The 18,570-nt window shown below is 59.2% G+C and carries 13 protein-coding genes and 1 pseudogene; 4 read left to right on the plus strand and 10 right to left on the minus strand.

Translation table 11 applies throughout. The annotated features are described in order from the left end of the window. Positions 1–37: 37 nt before the first annotated feature. The gene (gene uxuA, locus INF32_RS02410) at positions 38–1,219 is read left to right on the plus strand and encodes a mannonate dehydratase (protein ID WP_226386822.1); all 1,182 of its coding nucleotides are present in this window, start codon (positions 38–40) and stop codon (positions 1,217–1,219) included. Between the two features lie 17 nt (positions 1,220–1,236). Beyond that, a complete protein-coding gene (locus INF32_RS02415) occupies positions 1,237–2,052 on the plus strand; it encodes an SDR family oxidoreductase (RefSeq protein WP_226386823.1) in 816 nt (271 codons plus the stop codon). A 199-nt stretch (positions 2,053–2,251) separates the two neighbouring features. Here the strand turns inward: INF32_RS02415 and phnW are convergent, their stop codons facing one another. The 6 genes and pseudogenes from phnW to INF32_RS02445 form a co-directional block, all read right to left on the minus strand. Continuing rightward, a complete protein-coding gene (phnW, locus tag INF32_RS02420) occupies positions 2,252–3,352 on the minus strand; it encodes a 2-aminoethylphosphonate--pyruvate transaminase (protein WP_226386824.1) in 1,101 nt (366 codons plus the stop codon). Positions 3,353–3,365: 13 nt separating this feature from the next. Beyond that, positions 3,366–4,160 (minus strand): phosphonoacetaldehyde hydrolase, encoded by a 795-nt coding sequence (gene phnX, locus INF32_RS02425; protein WP_226386825.1) that lies wholly within the window; start codon positions 4,158–4,160, stop codon positions 3,366–3,368. Between the two features lie 20 nt (positions 4,161–4,180). Further along, a pseudogene (locus tag INF32_RS02430) lies at positions 4,181–5,494 on the minus strand (DUF5690 family protein). Positions 5,495–5,786: 292 nt separating this feature from the next. After that, on the minus strand, positions 5,787–9,632 hold the full coding sequence (locus INF32_RS02435) for an alpha-mannosidase (RefSeq protein WP_226386826.1): 3,846 nt from the start codon (positions 9,630–9,632) through the stop codon (positions 5,787–5,789). Positions 9,633–9,830: 198 nt separating this feature from the next. Next, positions 9,831–10,286 carry a GNAT family N-acetyltransferase gene (locus INF32_RS02440; RefSeq protein ID WP_226386827.1) on the minus strand — a complete coding sequence of 152 codons (456 nt, stop codon included), beginning with the start codon at positions 10,284–10,286 and terminating at the stop codon, positions 9,831–9,833. A 113-nt stretch (positions 10,287–10,399) separates the two neighbouring features. Then, positions 10,400–11,941: a glycine--tRNA ligase gene (locus tag INF32_RS02445; RefSeq protein ID WP_226386828.1), complete on the minus strand. Its 1,542-nt coding sequence runs from the start codon at positions 11,939–11,941 to the stop codon at positions 10,400–10,402. A gap of 65 nt (positions 11,942–12,006) precedes the next feature. Between INF32_RS02445 and ruvX the strand changes: the two genes are divergently transcribed. Both ruvX and def read left to right on the plus strand, forming a co-directional pair. Then, on the plus strand, positions 12,007–12,426 hold the full coding sequence (gene ruvX / locus INF32_RS02450; protein ID WP_226386829.1) for a Holliday junction resolvase RuvX: 420 nt from the start codon (positions 12,007–12,009) through the stop codon (positions 12,424–12,426). 4 nt (positions 12,427–12,430) lie between these two features. Next, positions 12,431–12,982 carry a peptide deformylase gene (gene def, locus INF32_RS02455; protein WP_226386830.1) on the plus strand — a complete coding sequence of 184 codons (552 nt, stop codon included), beginning with the start codon at positions 12,431–12,433 and terminating at the stop codon, positions 12,980–12,982. Between the two features lie 504 nt (positions 12,983–13,486). On the opposite strand, the gene INF32_RS02460 is transcribed toward def, so the two are convergent. The 4 genes from INF32_RS02460 to INF32_RS02475 all read right to left on the minus strand — a co-directional run bounded on the left by INF32_RS02460 (position 13,487) and on the right by INF32_RS02475 (position 18,516). After that, on the minus strand, positions 13,487–14,059 hold the full coding sequence (locus INF32_RS02460; protein WP_226386831.1) for a DNA-3-methyladenine glycosylase I: 573 nt from the start codon (positions 14,057–14,059) through the stop codon (positions 13,487–13,489). Positions 14,060–14,760: 701 nt separating this feature from the next. Then, a complete protein-coding gene (gene rlmH / locus INF32_RS02465) occupies positions 14,761–15,234 on the minus strand; it encodes a 23S rRNA (pseudouridine(1915)-N(3))-methyltransferase RlmH (protein WP_226386832.1) in 474 nt (157 codons plus the stop codon). 48 nt (positions 15,235–15,282) lie between these two features. After that, positions 15,283–16,740: a glycoside hydrolase family 2 protein gene (locus INF32_RS02470; protein WP_226386833.1), complete on the minus strand. Its 1,458-nt coding sequence runs from the start codon at positions 16,738–16,740 to the stop codon at positions 15,283–15,285. A gap of 30 nt (positions 16,741–16,770) precedes the next feature. Continuing rightward, positions 16,771–18,516, minus strand: a complete 1,746-nt coding sequence (locus tag INF32_RS02475) for a DUF4954 family protein (RefSeq protein ID WP_226386834.1) — start codon at positions 18,514–18,516, stop codon at positions 16,771–16,773. Positions 18,517–18,570: the final 54 nt, after the last annotated feature.

Genomic DNA, 18,570 nt, shown 5'->3' on the forward strand with positions numbered 1-18,570 from the left:
TAATTTTGCGGTATCGGTCCAACGAATACGGAATATTATGGAACTTACATGGCGCTGGTTCGGGAAAAACGACCGGATCGGATTGAGAGAGTTGAAGTCGATCGGTGTAGAGGGGATCGTGACAGCCCTGCACGGGATTGCGAACGGGGAAGTCTGGCCCGAAGAGGAGATCGTGCGGCTGAGGGACTATATCGCCGGGGCCGGGCTGCGATGGTCGGTCGTGGAGAGTCTTCCCGTCAGCGAAGGGATCAAGTGGGGCTCTCCCGACCGGGACCGTCTGTTGGAGAATTACCGGGTTTCGCTCGAACATCTGGGGCGGGCCGGTATCCGGACGGTGTGTTACAATTTCATGCCGGTGATCGACTGGATTCGCACCGATCTGCTCCGTCCAACCCCGGAGGGGAACTATACGCTCTATTTCGACAGGATACGTTTCGCCTATTTCGACTGCCGGATACTGGCACGCGAAGGGGCCGAGCGGGATTATACGCAGCAGGAACTGGCTGCGGTCGAGGAGTTGGCTGCAACCGTCACCGAGGAGGAGAGGGAGCGGCTCGTGGATACGATCATCGTCAAGACTCAGGGGTTCATCAACGGCAATATCCGGGAGGGAGACCGCGATCCGGTTTCGCTTTTCCGGCAGTTGTTGTCGCGGTACGAAGGAATCGACCGCGACCGTCTCCGGGCCAATTTCAAATACTTCATGGAAGCCGTGGCCCCCGTGGCCGAGCGGTACGGGATCGGGCTCTGCGTGCATCCGGATGATCCGCCGTACCAGGTGTTGGGCCTGCCCCGCATCGTGACGGGCCGGGAGGATATCGACTGGCTGCTGAGTGCGGTGGATTCGCCTGCCAACGGGCTGACGTTCTGTGCGGGATCGCTGAGCAGCGGTCTGCATAACGATGTGCCCGAACTGGCCGGACGGTATGCCGACCGCACCCATTTCGTGCATCTGCGCAGCACGGATGCCTTCGACAACGGAAATTTCGTGGAAGCGCCCCACACGGAGGGCCGGGGCCGTCTGGTCGAGGTGATTCGTGTTTTCGAGAAACGGCGGCCGGAAGTGCCGATGAGGGTGGACCACGGCTTGCTCATGCCGGGCGACGTGGGCAGGGGAGACAATCCGGGCTATTCGTTCCTGGGACGCATGTATGCGCTTGGGGAGGTGCGCGGAATGATGGCTGCGGTGCGGAAGGAGATCGAAGAAGGCAGAATCTGAAACGAAATAAACTCACTATGAACGAACAATTCAGCATTGCCGGGAAGGTGGCCGTGATTACGGGTGCCGGAGGCGTTCTGGGCGGCAGTATCGCCCGTCATTTCATCAGTCAGGGAGCCCGTGTGGTGGCGCTGGACATCCGGAAGGAACAACTGGACAAACGGGTGGAGGAGTTGCGTGCCGCGGGAGGCGAGGCGGTCGGCTTCGAGGCGAACGTGCTCGATATTCCGAGCCTCGAGAGGGTCCGCGACCGCATCGTGGAGACGTGGGGCCGGATCGACATCCTGGTCAATGTGGCCGGAGGCAACATGCCGGGTGCCACGCTCACGGTGGACCAGACGATTTTCGACATGAAAATCGAGGATTACGACAAGGTGACCCGTCTGAATCTGAACGGGACGGTCTACCCGACGCTGGTGCTGGGCAAAGTGATGGCCGGCCAGGGCTCGGGGAGCGTGATCAACATCTCTTCGATGGCAGCCTATTCGGCCATTACCCGGGTATTGGGTTATTCGGTGGCGAAGACGGGCATCATCAGCTTCACGCAATGGATGGCCATGGAGATGGCCATGAAGTTCGGCGAGGGTATCCGGGTGAATGCGCTGGCTCCCGGCTTCTTTATCGGCGACCAGAACCGGGCCGTACTGATTAATCCCGACGGCAGCCTGACCGAACGGAGCAAGAAGGTGCTGGCGAAGACCCCCATGGGACGTTTCGGCGATATCACGGAACTGAACGGGGCCGTACAGTTCCTCTGTTCGGAGGCGGCCAGCTTCATTACGGGCGTGGTTCTGCCGGTCGACGGCGGTTTCAGTTCGTTCAGCGGGGTATAGGGTTCCGACCGGATTCGGAATGTAGAGGAAGGTTCCCCCTGCTGCCCGGCGGTTCGCAGAAATCCGGGTGAAAGGGAACGTCCGAATAGAAACGAAGCTCCCGACAAAAGTGTCGGGAGCTTCGTTTTCTGCGGGGAACGTCGTCCGCACAGGCGTTGCCGTTTCCCGGTTCGGATTTCCCCGAGGCGGATACGGACGATTACTCTCCTGTTAGGCGCACTTCCCGTACGGCTGCGAGCAGACCGTCGATGTCCGAGGGATATATGTCGCCGATGTTGCCGATGCGGAAGGTGTCGGCCTCGGATATTTTACCCGGATAGATGACATAGCCTTTCGCTTTGAGCCTGTTGTAGAAATCCTGGAAGTCGAAATCCTGCGACGGATAGTAAAACGAGGTGATGATACAGCCCTGCTTGTCGTCGGAGAGCAGCGGACGGAAGCCCAGTTCGCGCATTCCCCCGACCAGCCGCCGGTGGTTTTCCTCGTAACGGCGGTGTCGGGCAGCGATGCCGCCCTCCTCCTTCAGTTCCTGCATGGCCTGATAAAAGGCCCGTACGACGTGTGTCGGCGATGTGAAGCGCCATTTGCCCTTGCCCTGTTCCATCGTTTCCCACTGGTCATAGATGTCGAGTGAGAGCGACCGGGCGTTTCCTTTCGTGGCGAGCATCTTCTCCCGGCGGGCGATGATGAACCCGAACCCCGGAACCCCCTGGATACACTTGTTGGCGCTGCTGATCAGAAAGTCGATTCCCAGTTTTTCGATGTCGATGGGTACGCCGCCGAAGCTGCTCATGGCATCCACGATGAAAGTGATGCCGCGGCCGCGAAGCACTTCGGCGACTTCGTCGATGCGGTTCAGCAGTCCGGTCGTGGTCTCGCTGTGAACCATTGAAAGATGCGTGATGCCGGGATGCGCATCCAGCGCTTTGCGGGCCACATCGCCTGTAATGAGCTCGGTTTCGCTCAGTGAGACGAGTGCGTAGTCGATCCGGTAATAATCCGCGATCCGGGCCATACGCTTGCCGTAGGCCCCGTTCGCCAGAATGAGCAGTTTGTCTTTCGGACCGACCGACGATCCTATGGTCGCCTCGACGCAGTAGGTGCCGCTGCCCTGCAGCAGAACGGTAGTGTAGCGCTCTTCGTCGAGACCGGCTATTTCCAGCAGGCCGCGGCGCAGCGGCATGACGATTCCTTCGTTATAGTCTTTGTCCCATGTACACCAGTCCTGCATCATCGCTTCCCTGACAGTTTCCGATGTGCTCAGCGGTCCCGGGGTCAGCAGCAGATAGTTCCTTTTCATGTCTTGTGTTCGCTTATTTGTTGAGTCGTTCGTTCAGTGTTTCGATATAGGCGGGCAGTTCGGTGATGTTGTCCAGCACATGGTGGGCTCCCGCACCGAGCATCCGTCGCCGGACCTCCTCTTTCATGCGGGCCAGCTCTCCGTCCGGAATCCGGGCGTATTCCGCTTCGGTTATCCCCATTTCATTGCTGCCGGTAATGACGCCGACGCTCCAGACACCGGCGTTTATGCCCTCCCGGATGTCGGAGAGCGTGTCGCCTACCTTAACGGCCTCCTGCACCGAGGGAATGGCCAATTCGGTCAGGTTGCGGAAGATCATATAGGGTGCCGGACGACCTGCCGGAAGTCCGTCGGGCGTGGCGAGGAAGTCCGTGACATATCCCTTTTCGGCGGCTCCCGGACGGACGACCTCCATCATCTGTGCCGTGTAGCCGGTCGTCGAACCGATACGGATATCCTGCCTGCGAAGCGAGTCGAGCGTTTCGACCACTCCGGGGATCGGTTCGGTAAATTCGGTCAGCGAAGCGAAAAGGTGCTTTTCGAAACTCCGGTACATCTCCTCGACGTCCGTTTCGTTCCAGTCGCGGCCGTAACGGACTGTGAATTTTTCCCGGACGTCGGGCATGGAGAGAATGGCGCGGATGTGGTCGATTTTGAGCATCCCCATGGGTTCCCGGGCCTGCCGGAGCGTGATTTCGATGCCTTTTTCCTCTGAGAACACTTTGAGGAAGGCGTTCAGCGGGGCGAAACAACCGTAATCGACGGCGGTTCCGGCCCAATCCATGATGACGCATTTTATCTGTTTCATATCTGTCGAATGTTAAAGGATTATTGCATATTGACGGAGAGCACGGCGCGAGGTTCCCTGCGCCTGATGCGATAGGGTTTCCGCTCCTCCCTGCGGGTCAGCCAGCCGATGCTGCCGATGAAGAGCAGGCAGCAGAGCGAGCCGAGCACGGTGACCATCGTGTTGTAGAATTCGATCCAGTTCAGGTCGGAGACGAAAGCCTCTTTGAAAACGAGGACGCATACGGTGCCGAGATAACCGACGAAGTCGATGGTAATGATGAAGAAGCCTACGTTGCCCCGGATATTGAAGCAGGAGACGAAACGCTCGAAAAAGAGGGTCTGGAAACTCAGATAGGCCGTGTAGAGCCCGAGGCTCTGAATGAAGAGCCAGAGCACGGGGGACAGTCGCAGGCTGTCGTACCAGTAGGCGACGCCGGCCAGTCCGGTCATGCCGGCCGTCACGAGCGCCAGCAGCGCGATGAGTACGGTCCGGTGGTTGCGGATGAGCGAAATGAGCAGGAACACCCCCAGGATAATCAGGGTGACGAGGCTGTCGATACCGCTGAAGGCCCACGACGAGAACTGCGAGGTATCGACGAGTTTCACGAGGAAGTCTTCCTTGATGTCCTGCATGACGGTAATGAAGAGATTGGCGAGGAAGAGCATGCAGAGCAGCGGTGCGAAGCGCAGGAAAATGCTCTTGCGGCGCCGGGCGTCCATCGGAATACGTTCGGTGCAGGATGCCACGTCTTCGGGCGTGGGATCGGGAAGCCGGTTCAGTGCGAAGGCCAGCAGGACGAGGAGCGGGAAAGCTCCGGCCCCGATAGTTGCGGGCATCCAGAATTCGCCGATTCCCAGGTCGTGTACCAGGAAAAGTCCGAGCTATTTGGCCAGTCCCGAGCTGAAGGCGATGCTCAGCCCCATGATGCTGGCCAGCACGCCGCTCAGCCTCCGTCCTTCGAGGAAACTGAAGATTACGCCCCACATGCATCCCAGCGAGAGGCCGTTGAAAAAGAGGGCGAGGATATTGAACGGCTGGGGCAGCATGGCGAAAAGGAGCAGGGAGAGCTCCGCCGTTGCGACGGAACCGATGATGAAACGCAGCCGGTTCTCGCGTTTGAGCTCGGAGATGAACTTGATACCGAGCAGTTTGGCGAGCATGTAACCGGCGATTTGCACGATACTGGTCGCTGTTTTGTAATCCATACCCAGTATTTCGAGCCCGTCGAAAGTCGCCGCGGTAAAGGGTTTCCGCAGCGCGTAGACCAATGCGTAGGAGAGCAGTGCGGCCCCGCCGGCCCAGAGTATGAAGAGCAGATCGGATGTTTTTCGTGTTTGTGTCGAAGAATCCATCGGAACGGTACTTGATTTTCGGGCACAAACATACATCACGCATGTTACGCGAATATGAAGGGGAGATTAAGAAAGCGTTAAGTGTGACCGGACCCGGTCGTCTATTGGGATTTGTTTTAATTTCCGGTACTGCGACCGGTGGGGCGGGATCATGTGAGTAACCGGACCGAATCCGTGGAAATGACGAAAAATTACTCCGTCAGCGGATACCGTGACGGAGCAATTGTCTTCCATGCCGATAGGCGGCGGTCTTTTTGAAAGAGGAACGGATACGTCCCTCTTTCCGTCGTTTCTATTCGGTGAACAGATCGATTTCGTCGAAAGCCTCCGGGGAGTGGGCTCCGAGCGAGATAAGCAGCACTTTGCGGGCTTTCACGCCCTGCGGGACCTCCACGACGGATACCTGTGCGTTCATCGGTGAAATGCCGCGGGGTGAGACCGTGGTCACGTAGGTCCAGCCTTCCGCTGCGGGATCGGCCGCGGTCGCTTTCGCTCCGGAACGGGTGCTGACCCAGAGCGTGTAGCGTACCGGGCCGCTCTTCGTGGCGATAAAGGAGGTGGTCGTAATTCCTTTGAGTGTGACTGTCCGCCCCAGGTCGAGCAGATAACGTCCTTCGCCCTCTTCGTAGTAGCGGGCCGTGCGGTTCCTGTCCGGACCCAGTTTGCCGTCCGTCATGGCCGGGCACTCCACGGGCTGCGTGCTGCCCGACGGCGATGCTTCCGGGCCGAACGGCAGGCAGTAGTACCGGACAGTCCGGTTCGACTTCGTCGCGGGATCGTCGGCCGAAGCCGTAGCATCGAGCCGTGCGGGCTGGTCTTTCAGCGTGCCGTTTTTCTGCCGGTTGAGCCCTGTCCATCCTTTGGAACCCAGATAGTGGCAGGATTTTCCGAACTCTTCCGTGCCCTCTCTGACGTACGAGGTGGGGTACAGCAGTTCGAACGGCTCCCGGTCGTCGAAATTGTCGTACAAGTCCATGGCCGGAACGACCCGGTCGTTCGTACCTCCTGCCGCGGTGACGGCGAAGAGTTTCACGCCCGGAGCGGAGGGCAGTTCGAGCGTCGAAGCTCCGCTCACCGGAATGGAGTATTTGTATATATAGGAATACCGGTAGGAGAGATCGCCCTCGGGCGTATGGCGGTGGGTGCCGAGCAGGGCTACCGGGTCGCGTTTGATGTAACCCGTTTCGATGCCGTACAGCACGTCGCTCAGTGTGTTGTCCGTCAGTCTACGTTCCCATTGGCCGATATAGCCCTGCCAACTCTGCACGTCGATCGGGAAACTCTTGCTGTCCACTTTGATTTTTACCCCTTCGGTGTCCCGGTCGGCGGACATCAGCAGGTAGAGTCTGTCGTAGTCTCCTGCGGGCAGAGCGATCCGCTGGCCGCGTAGGCTCACCGCATTGTGCGCTCCGGGAGCCGTGTCGCCCAGTCTGAAGACGATGTCGTCCACCGTGAGCGTTTCGGGGAACAGTTCCCCGGCGAAGGAGGAGCCTTGGGCCATTTCCCCGTCGCTGCGGTCGGTGTTCAGGCTCACCGCATCCGTGTCGAAAGGCAGTTCCACCGGCGTGCACCGTACGGAGGGGACCGTCTCCGGCGCTTCGAACCGGACGGCGAACGTGCGGATGCCGTAGCGTCCCATCGTGAAGCGGAGCCCGTCGGGAGTGAAGTCGGCCGGGCCCGTCCGCCGCTCCTGGCCGTCCGTTTCGTAGGCATCCGCGATCTTCCGGCAGAACCGGGCCTGCACGTCGTCGGTGAGGGTGTTGCCGTAATGTTCGTTGAAACGGACGATGTAGTACCCGTCGGCATGTTCGGCCCGTTTCATGGCCAGCATCTTCACGTTGGATTTGTCGACCGAGGCGGCCGAAACCGAACGGCCGAGCGGTCCGGCGTGCTTCTCCCCGGGCAGGAACGTGAGCAGCGGTTCGTTGAAGAAGCGTCCGCGCCTGTCGCTGCCGGCCTTCTGCCAGCTTCCTTCGTGACCGTAGAGGGCATAACTGAATGCGTGTTCGCCCCAGTCCTGCCATACGCCGTAGTATTCGCGGTTGGCGTGGGGCGTGTAGAGCAGCGTGAGGCGCAGGGTACTGTCGTTCGGCTTGTCGGAACCGTTCTTGCAGTCTTCCAGTACGGAGACCCCGTAACTGCCGCTGCGGTCGGTCAGGTCGAACCACTCGTGGGAGGGCGATTCGAACTTGTGCGAGCGGTTGTTGTCGCGCTGTACGGTGGCCGATTCCCAGTTGTAGGTGGCTTTGGGCGCCGAGACGGTAAGCGGGAAGGAGGCGCGGAGCGACCGGCCCCGCATCTGCCACTTCACCGTGTTGTCATACCGCACCGTGTTTCCCGGTTCGCCGGCCGCGAGTGAGATCACCTGCCGGAACATATTGCCGCGCAGCGTGCGTTCCACCTCGATGGCCACACGCACGGGACCGTTCTCCACGATCCGGACCCGGGCCGGCCCCGACACGTACTCCTTGACGGGCAGCTGGCGGTCGGCCCACTCCATGTTCCACGAGGGGAACCTCAGGGGGTGTTCGTAACAGAGTTCCCAGCGGGCCGCTTCGCGCAGCAGTTCGCGGCGGGCCCGTTTGTCGTATACGGAGCAGACGTCCCCGTTCCGGTCGATCATCACCTTGTAGCGGTCGTTTTCCAGCGTGTTGTCCGTCACGCGAAGCGGGGAGGCGGCCGGTTTTTCGGCCGGGGTCACCGAATAGACCGCATAGCCCGAGGCGGGCATGTCGGCCAGAAAGATCAGTTTCGTGCGCCGTCCGTCCGTTCCGATGATCTGGGCGGGGACCTCTTTCCCTTCGGGTGAGGTGACCCGTACGGAGGCAGGAACCTGCGCGAACTCCACGGTCGCCTCGGCAATGTCCTGCCGGGGTCGTTCGACCGGGTTGTAGACGATGACGGGAATTCCTTCCGTCTTCGTATCGAGACTCCTGCTGACGGCACCCACCGCATTGGTGAGCACCGAAGAGGCGAGATTCATCACGAGTACCTCGTCGTTGTGGCTGTATTCGTACACTTTCGAGATCGACGAGCCTGGGATCATGTCGTGCATCTGCGAGCCGAGCAGCAGGTCCCATGCCTTGTGGAGGCGTTCCGCCGGATAGTCGCTCGTGCCGAGCATCGCGGCCAGCGATGCGGCGCGTTCGGCTGCCTGGAGCAGGCGTTCGTTCTTGCGGTTCCAGCGTTTCATGTAAGCCTGCGAGGTGAGCGTACCGGCCGAGTGCTCCACCAGCAGCAGGTCGCCTTCGTAGGTGGGAAGCGAATAACCCTTCTGGTGCTCCATGTCCCGGAACAGCTGATCCATGCCGCAGAGGCGGATGTTGAAATTGCGGTGCCGCTTCGAGGCCTCCAGTGCGTTGAGGAAATCGCTCTCGCGGGGAGCGCCTCCCCGGTCGCCCACGCCGTAGTAGCGCATGTCCGCATAGAGCCCCGTGCTTTTTCCCGCACGGTTGATCCGGTCGGTGAATTCGGGGTCGATGTCGAAATTTTCGGGGACTTTGCCCGTGTAGTCCATGCAGTTCAGTCCGGCGTAGATCTCGCTGCCGTCAGGGCCGCGCCAGATGCCGAAGTTGAAGGGGATGGGGTTGGCCGCCTGCCACGACAGTTTCTGGGTGGTGAATCCTTTCAGACCGGCATGGGAGACCAGCGTGGGAAGCGTGGCGGGGAACCCGAAACAGTCGGGCAGCGAGAAGTCGAGCGCTTCGACGCCGAACTCCCTGCGGGCGAAGTCGGCTCCGTAGAGAAAGTGACGCAGGTAGGATTCGGGACCGGAATTCACCACGTCCATTTCGTCGACCGTAGACCCGTTGACGATCCAGCGTCCTTCGGCTATGTATTTTTTCATCCGTTCGTACCGCTCCGGGTAGTACTCCTTCATCATCGCGTAGCGCCGCGATCCGGTGAAGTTGAACAGGTATTCCGGGTATTTGTCCAGCAGGGCGAATCCCTCGTCGAGCGTCCTTTTCAGGTAGGTGTCGATGGTGGTGGGGTAGTCCCACTGCCACTGGGTGTCCAGATGGGAGTAGGGGATCAGGTAGAGGGTTTTCTCTTTCGAGAGGTCGGGCGCACCGGGATTGCCGGCGGCAAGCGTCGTTGCCAGGCACAGGCCACCCAGCAGGAGTTGCAGTTTTTTCATGGTAGTTCGGGTTATGTCTGACAAATATAAGAAAAATGCCGTTCATAGCTTGTAATGAACGGCACTTTTTGTCTTTCAGCGCAATGAAGTTATGTCGGATTTTCAACGGTCAGACCCAACCGTTTGAGGAATAGACATGCCGCGGAGTATTTGGGAGGCCGCGGGTGGCGATTTGGCAACCGTGCGATTTCCAGGCGCTTATCCTTTTTGTTGCGGTTGCTGTAAGTGCAGGATGGGAAAAGGTTTGCCCGAAGAATCCAACTCGTCCCGTCCTACGACCTTATAGCCCATGTGCAAATAGAATTTGTAAGCCTGCTCGTTGTCTTCATTGACATCCACTTTGTGGATATTGCATTTGCTGACGGCATACTCCACGAATGCTTTGCCATAGCCGCGTCCTTGTTCTTCGGGCAATACGAACAGCATTTCCAGCATGTCGTCGCTTAATCCCATAAATGCGGCGATCCGTCCGTTCTCGTTGCGTGCAACGAAGAGTTCGACTGCCGGAAAATATTGGTTTCTCACTAATGGTTTGAAGTATTCTATATCTTCTTCCTTTAGAAAATGATGAGAACTGCGTACAGACTTTTCCCATACCGACAGCAACTCGTCTAAAATGTCATCTGATAAAGATTGTAATTTTTCTATTTTCATCTCTTTGAATCATTATACGCCGGAGGCGAAGTTACGAAAAGAAAGCTGCCGGAAGGCAGCTTTCTTAGTATAAAATGAATCGGTGTCCCGCTCTTTCCGGGACCCCGTCGGGATCAGACCAGTTTGGCGAACAGCGTGCGCAGGCTCACCTCGTTCTCCACGATCGAAGGCAGTTCGGCGATCGCCACCCGGTGCTGTTCCATCGTGTCGCGGTGGCGGACGGTGACCGTGCGATCCTCCAGCGTCTGGTGGTCCACCGTCACGCAGAGGGGGGTGCCGATGGCGTCCTGACGGCGGTAGCGCTTGCCGATGCTGTCCTTTTCGTCGTACTGCACGTTATGGTCGAACTTGAGCGATGCGATGATCTCGCGGGCGATTTCGGGCAGTCCGTCCTTCTTCACCAGCGGCAGCACGGCCACCTTGACCGGTGCGATGGGTGCGGGGATGCGGAGCACCACACGCTCTTCGCCGTTCTCCAGCTTTTCTTCCGTGAAAGCGGCCGAGAGCACCTGGAGCACCATGCGGTCCACGCCGATCGAGGTCTCGATCACGTAGGGCACGTAGCTTTCGCCCGTCTCCGGGTCGAAATACTGCATCTTGCGGCCCGAGAACTTCTGGTGCTGGCTCAGGTCGAAATCGGTGCGGGAGTGGATACCCTCCACCTCCTTGAAGCCGAACGGGAATTCGAATTCGATGTCCGTGGCGGCATTGGCGTAGTGGGCCAGTTTGTCGTGGTCGTGGAAGCGGTATTTGTCGTCGCCGAAACCGAGGGCCCGGTGCCAGCTCATGCGGGTGGCCTTCCACTGCTTGAACCAGTTGAGCTCCTCGCCCGGACGTACGAAGAACTGCATCTCCATCTGCTCGAACTCCCGCATGCGGAAGATGAATTGACGGGCCACGATCTCGTTGCGGAACGCCTTTCCGATCTGGGCGATACCGAACGGAATCTTCATGCGTCCGGTCTTCTGCACGTTGAGGAAGTTGACGAAAATACCCTGCGCCGTCTCGGGACGCAGATAGATCGTGTTGGCCCCTTCGGCTACCGAGCCGATCTTGGTCTCGAACATCAGGTTGAACTGGCGCACTTCGGTCCAGTTGCGTGTGCCGGAAATGGGACAGGCGATCTCGCAGTCGAGGATGATCTGCCGCAATTCGGTCAGATCGTTGTCGTTGAGCGCTTTGGTCATGCGTTCGTGTATCTGGTCGCGTTTTGCCTGGTGCTCCTGCACGCGGGGATTGGTCTGGCGGAACATCTGCTCGTCGAACGATTCGCCGAAACGTTTGCGGGCCTTTTCGACCTCTTTCCCGATCTTCTCGTCCTGTTTGGCCAGCCAGTCCTCGATCAGCACGTCGGCGCGGTAGCGCTTCTTGGAGTCGCGGTTGTCGATCAGCGGATCGTTGAAGGCGCTCACGTGGCCCGATGCCTCCCACGTTTTGGGGTGCATGAAGATGGCGGCGTCGATCCCCACGATGTTCTCGTGGAGTCGGGTCATCGAATCCCACCAGTATTTCTTGATGTTATTTTTCAGCTCCACACCCATCTGCCCGTAGTCGTATACGGCACTCAGCCCGTCGTAGATTTCGCTCGAGGGAAAGATGAATCCGTACTCCTTGGAGTGTGCGATCAGCTTCTTGAAAAGTTCTTCCTGTGTCATTTTCTGAGGTATTACGGTCTTATAGTGGGCAAAGATAGTTTTTTATTTTTAACTTTGCATCCGTTATGGGCAGAATCTTGGCGTTGGATTACGGTAAAAAGCGGACGGGCGTCGCGGTGAGCGATCCCCTGCAAATCATTGCCAATGCGCTGGAAACCGTACCGACCGCCCAGTTGATGCCCTACCTGAAGCAGTATTTGTCCCGCGAGTCCGTCGATACGATCGTGGTGGGCAAGCCTACGCGGATGGACGGCACTCCTTCGGAGACCTTCGCGCTGATCGAGCCCTTCGCGGCGCGGCTGCGCAGGGAGTTCCCCTCGGTGGAGGTGGTCTACTGGGACGAACGGTTCACTTCGGTGCTGGCCCACCGGGCCATGATCGACGGAGGGGTGAAGAAGATGGCCCGCCGGGACAAGGCGATGGTCGACCGCATCAGCGCCACGATCATCCTTCAGGGATTTATGGAGAACAAGAAAAACGGATGAAGATATGATTTTCCCTGTGTATGTGTACGGCTCCGCCGTGCTGCGCGAACCGGCGGAAGAGATTGCCGACCGTTCGCTGATAACGCCCCGGTTCATCGAGGATATGTTCGAGACGATGTACAGTTCGGACGGCGTGGGGCTGGCTGCTCCCCAGGTGGGCAGGAACCTGCGTCTGTTCGTGGTGGACGCTTCGCCCAATGCCGACGACGATCCGCGGCTGGCCGACTTCAAAAAGGTGTTCATCAATCCCGAGATATACGAGCGTTCCGAGGAGGAGGTGCTCATGGGCGAAGGGTGCCTGAGTGTGCCGGGCATCCACGAGGAGGTGTATCGCCCCGAACGGATCAGAATCCGCTATCTGGACGAGAACTGGCAGGAGCACGACGAGGAGTGGGACGGTTTTGCCGCCCGTGTCATCCAGCACGAGTATGACCATCTCGACGGTGTGATGTTCGTCGACCGTCTTTCCCCGTTGCGCAAAACCTTGTTGCGGGGCAAACTTTCGTCGATGAGCAAGGGAAAATACAAGGCTTCTTACCGTACCAAACAGAAGTAGGTTTTCTGACGCACCGAGGTCCTGTGTCCGGGCTGCGGAGGTTTCTTTTCGCTTGCAACCGGACAGGGGGGGGGCATGCGGTTTTCCCGTGACATGTTTCTGATATTTTCGGATGGCGGGCGTTCCGACGTTTGCCGGGGACGTCGCATGCCCGGTTTTCCGGTTCATGTCCCAGGGCAGTCCCTTGTAACGGGATTTTTTTCCGGGTCTGGGTGCCCCGGATGATTTTTTCTCTCTTCCCGCCGGTTCCGGCACGGGGTTTGCAGCTATTCCGAGTAGTTGTACGTTAACAAAGTTCCTTCCTTACCGTTTGGCACGATGTTTGAACACTATACTGACAGAAGCGGACAATAAACCAAGGGTTATTCCCGTTTAGTTAGAGAAGTGAACATACAACAACAAGGTTTCTTCATTTATTTAAGTTTGGGTTAGTAGTTTAGGGGTTCAAAAGCCCCGAGGGCAGGCGGCAATCGTGAGATTCCCGCCTGTTTCTTTTTGTCCGGATTATTTTCTGCGGCATATGCAGCCGGTCAGATGGTCGTCGATGAATCCGGTGGCCTGCAGGAAGGAGTAGCAGATCGTCGGTCCGAAAAACCTGAAGCCTCTTTTTTTCATGTCCCGGCTCATGGCCTCGGATACGGGGTTCGATACCGGGATTTCGCTCAGCGACCGGAATCGGTTGACGATCGGTTTCCCGTCGGGGAAAAACGACAGGACATAGGACCGGAAACTGCCGAACTCCCGTTGTACGGTGAGGAAGTGTCTGGCATTGGAGACGGCGGATTCGATTTTCATGCGGTTTCTCACGATGCCGTCGAACCGCATCAGCTGCCCGACCTCCTCTTCGGTCATCCGTGCCACGGCCCCGGCATCGAAATCCCGGAATGCCCGGCGATAGCCTTCCCGCTTTCTGAGGATGGTGAGCCAGCTCAGGCCGGCCTGTGCACTCTCCAGTACGAGGAATTCGAACAGCGTCCTGTCGTCGTCGGCCGGTTTGCCCCATTCCCTGTCGTGGTATTCCACATACAGCCTGTCGGTCCCGCACCAGCCGCAGCGTCCGTTTATCAAGTCTTCCATAAGCATGACGATATTGAGCCGAAGCATACGTTTCCCGCGAAGGTACGAATAAAGGCCGGTTTATTCAACGGCCGGCCGGATTCGGAGGGAAAGTCTCGGGAAATCTTCCGGTTTTACGGTGACGCCGTCCGTATGTCGGGAGAATCCTGTCCGGTTTCATTCCTGCTGTGCAAGGGGGCGGCTCTTCGCTTCGCCTGAATTTCGCTTTTTATTTCCCGGAAAATTTCCCTTTCCGGGAAATCTTTCTATTTTTGTATTCGGATAAAACCTTTGCAATGGCTTTGTCCGTGTTTCGCCGCCTCCACATCGAACCGAGAACTTGATAGCAGTGAAGCGGTGCAGCAGGCTCAGCCCGGCTCATGCCCGGGCACGTGCTTTGTATCTCATGCTTTAGGGCGTGGGCCGCTGTACCTGTCGACTGCGAGGCTTTCTCGGGCCGGATGTGAGACGGGATGCAGCGGTTCTACGCTCTTTTCTTTTTCGGGGAGTCTCCGGGTCCGTTTCCGGTGTCGCCGGCGTTTTCGCCGTGCACCGGCCTGTCGTCCGGAGACCGGTTTATTTAAGGGATAAAAGTTGGTGTTCCCGGAAAGAATAAGGGCTCCCGGCGGAGGGAGCGTCTGGAAACGGATCGCAAGATTCGGGTGTGACTTCTGCCGGGACTGCCGCATGCCCTCTGCCATCGCGGATACTCGCCCCGTTTCCTATTCGTGATGGTAGGGTTCGTTGCCCAGGATGGTGAATCCGCGGTAGAGCTGTTCGGTGAAGAGCACGCGCACCAGTTGGTGCGAAAAGGTCATCCGCGAGAGGGAGAGTTTCCCGTCGGCGCGGGCGTAGACTGCGTCGGAGAAACCGTACGGACCTCCGATCACGAAACACAGCCTCCGTGTGGAGCCGTTCATGCGCTTTTGCAGCCACGCGGCGAATTCCACCGAGCGCAGTTCCGTGCCCCGTTCGTCGAGCAGCACCACGCAGTCGCCCGGCGCGAACTGCCGCAGCAGCATGTCGCCTTCCGCTTTTTTCTGTTCGGCATCGGAGAGGGTCTTCCGGTTTTTCGGGTCGGGCAGCGTGACGACGCCAAACCGGACGTAGAAGTTGATCCGTTTGCGGTACAGCTCGATCAACTCTTCCACGGGCCGGGAGTCGGTCTTCCCGATCATGATGAGGTCGATGTTCATAACGTTTGTCGCTTTGGCACGTCGGCAGCGGTTTTCGGCCGTCCGGGATCATCTGCGGGCGGCGGTCCTGTTTTTGGCCGTCCGGCGCTGCAGCTCCACGGCTTCGAGGATTGCCTTCCCTGAGTGGATCTCTTTCAGTTCCAGGTCGGTGTTCCATTCGCCCTGTGCGTCGGTGTAGAGCACGGCGCGTCCGGGATCGGCCTTTTTGAGCCATCGGTAGCACCGGTACATGTTGTAGCCGTTGCCTGCATTGCCTCCCAGCGACCAGCCGATCACGCAGGTGCGGTTGCGGTTGCGGGCCTGCAAGGCCTCCACCCGGTCGAGGAACGAGGGCAGCCAGGCCGGGTCGTTCGACGGGGCGGGACGCAGACCCTCTCCTTCGGCCCGGGGGGCGCTGTTGATGTCGGCCTGGTCGATTACGTAGAGACCGATGCTGTCGCACAGGTCGTAGAACCATTCCGGCTGGGGATGGTCGGGCAGCAGCGTGTTGATGCTCTGCCCGCGCAGGAGCGTCATTTCGTCCCGTGTCCGCTGCCGGTCGCCGGCCGCCGCGTTGTACCGGGCGACGTTCAGTTCCACGGGCTTTCCGTTGCGGTATATCGTTCCTTCGTGGAGTTCCGTCTCCCCGAATCCCAGCGTGTAGGGAATGTATTCGATCAGGCGGCCGTCCCGGCGTACGAAGAGCATGACCCGGTAGAGGTCGGGGTTTTCTGCGCTCCACAGGTGGGGGATCACCCCGTAGACATATTCGTCGAACCGGACCGTATCGCGTCCCTGTCCCGGTATCTTCACATCCCGCATGTCGTAGTAGAGCAGTTTGCCCGTGGGGGCGTAAATGTCGTATCCCACCGTGACGGTCTCCTGCGAGTTGTAGCTGTTGGCCACGGCCAGCTTCACCGTGAACATGCCGTTGCGTCCCGTGGAGTCGAGGCCGGGGCGGAGGGAGAAATCCTCGATCCGCAGTTTGGGCTGGGAGTAGAGGTAGACGTTGCGCAGTGCGGTGCGGTCGGCCGGGTCTCTGCACGGCAGGGCCGATTCCAGGGCGGCACCCGTTCCGTCAGCGACCGCCTCCAGCCGGATGGTGTTCACGCCGTCCCTGACCAGGGACGAGATGTTGAACTCCGCGGGCGTGTGGCTGCCCTGCGCGTATCCGGCCATTTTGTCGTTGACGTAGAGGTAGAGGCCGGGAGCCCCTTCCACATGGAGGAACAGTTCACGGTCGAGCCACGGATAGGGAATGCTTACCAGCGTGATATAGGTCTTGCGGGGAGAGCCTGCCGGGGTAGGGGGCGATTCCAGCTTGCCGGTCAGATTCCGGTAGAAAGGCGAGGCCGAGGGATCGCCCTTTTCCGCGTCTTCCCGGGCGGTGTAGCTGATGAATTCGCTGCGCGGAACAGCTTTCCCTATCGACCCGATCCCCGGATCGTTCCATTCGGTTTTTGCCTGCTGGGCGTTCAGCGCGAGGGCGGCGAGGAGGCCTGCCGCCCCCAGTGCGATATGTTTCATCGGTTTTATTTCCTGGTGATTACGTATGTTCTAATGACATTCCTTGACGGCAGCGAAATCTGCGTCGATCTCTTCGGGCGTAAGGGCGTCGATGCCGTATCCCGTGTTCATGACCCCTTCCCGGTCGCGCTGGGCGTCTTCATCGGTCATGGCACGGAGGGCGGCGGCCGCTTCCGTGCCTTTCCGCACGGCCGTCTCCAGATCGGCTTCGGTCGGTTCGTGCTTCAACAATCCGGCCAGCGTGTGCAGAGCCCAGCCCCGGGCATACTGCGGATACCGGTCGTGTATCTCTCTCAGGCGGTTGTCCAACTCTGCGGCCGAGGCGATCTTTCCTTCGTCCACCTCGTCGAGCAGGGCGTCGACGGCCGCCCGTGGAGCGTACATGCCCGCCATGTCCACCCATGTCCCTTCCCCTGTCCGGTCGGGTTCCATACCCCGTGTCTCGTCGAGGATCGCCCCGAGCGAGGAGTCCAGCGCCAGCCGGTAGAGCTGCACGCCGCGCCGCAGCATGGACTGCTTGATGCGCATGCGTTCGTAATTGTAGGTGTCCTGTCCCTCCCGGGCGAGCAGCTGTGCCGAGATTTCGAGCGCCTTGACCACCCGTTCGGCCAGGTAGGGCGTATGTTCCCGGAAGTTGATGAGATCGGCTTTCGGACCTTTGCGGCGGTCGCGTTTGGGCCATTTGGCAATGTCGCGCACCATGCCGTAACAGCGCAGGTTGGCCCCCGGCAGCAGGTAGGATTTGCCTTCCGAATCCATCAGGTAGGAGAACGGGAAATATTCCGTGTTGTAGTGGCTTCCGTGCCGGCCGAAGACCACGGTGAAGGCCCCGTCCTTGGCCGGGAGCATGGCATAGGCGTTGCTGGCGAACTTGCAGCCCCGCTGATGGATGCCCTGGTGCACGGCCCCCGTTTTGAAAAGGTGGTTGCTCTGGTTGGTGCCGCTTCCCGCGTTGAAGAACGAGAAGAGCCCCGCGATCAGCAGCGACGAACGGTGGTGCGTCACGGTGTAGGGACCGGCGAAAATCGAGCAGGCTTCGCCGCTGCCGCAGTCGCAGTTGGCGAAGAAGAGCGAATTTTCAGCCATGAAACCGTTGTCGAGCCGCACGGCTTCGCCTACGAAACAGTGTTTGAGAATGGTGCCGTTGTCGATCCGGGCTCCCGGCATGGCGATGAAATCGTGGGCCTTCACGCCGAATCCCACCACGACAGGGTCTTCCCGGCAACTGTTCAGCGTACCGTTCTCGACGACGGATACGCCCATCAGCCGGGCATAGGGACCCACTTTGACGTTGAGCAGCATGTTGCATCCCCGGACCGAAGCACCCCTGCCGATCACGCCCATCGTCGAGCGGACCTGTGCGCAGTGAGCCTTCGTGAACTCCCCGAGCCGGGCGACCGTTTCGCGGCGGTGGCGGTACATGGCCGTGATGTAGGCCGTCTGGGCCGTCAGTCCGTCCCGGATGGGGACTTCGCGTCCGCCCGCCTCGTTGACGGCGGCCACCTCCACGCCGTTGCCGAAGGTGCTCTCTCCGGTCGTCTCGATCAGCCCCGTGTTTTCGATATAGGCATCGTCTTCGATAATGCAGTTGGCGATGTATGAACCGATGTTGGAGATGTAAACGTTGTTCCCGATCTGCACCCGTCCCCGGAACTGGCAGTTCCAGATTTTGGCCGGATCGAAGCGGTCTCCCACGAGGACTCCGTTCCAGTCGCCGGCACGGCAACCCTGTCTCTCCAGTTGTCCGATTTCGCCGGCAGTCAGATTTCTTTCCATGACGTTTTGCTTTGCAAACGGACAAAGATACCCTTTTTTTTCGATATTTATGTG

Origin of the sequence: Gallalistipes aquisgranensis, assembly GCF_014982715.1 — a bacterium.
Classification (GTDB): Bacteria; Bacteroidota; Bacteroidia; order Bacteroidales; family Rikenellaceae; genus Gallalistipes; species Gallalistipes aquisgranensis.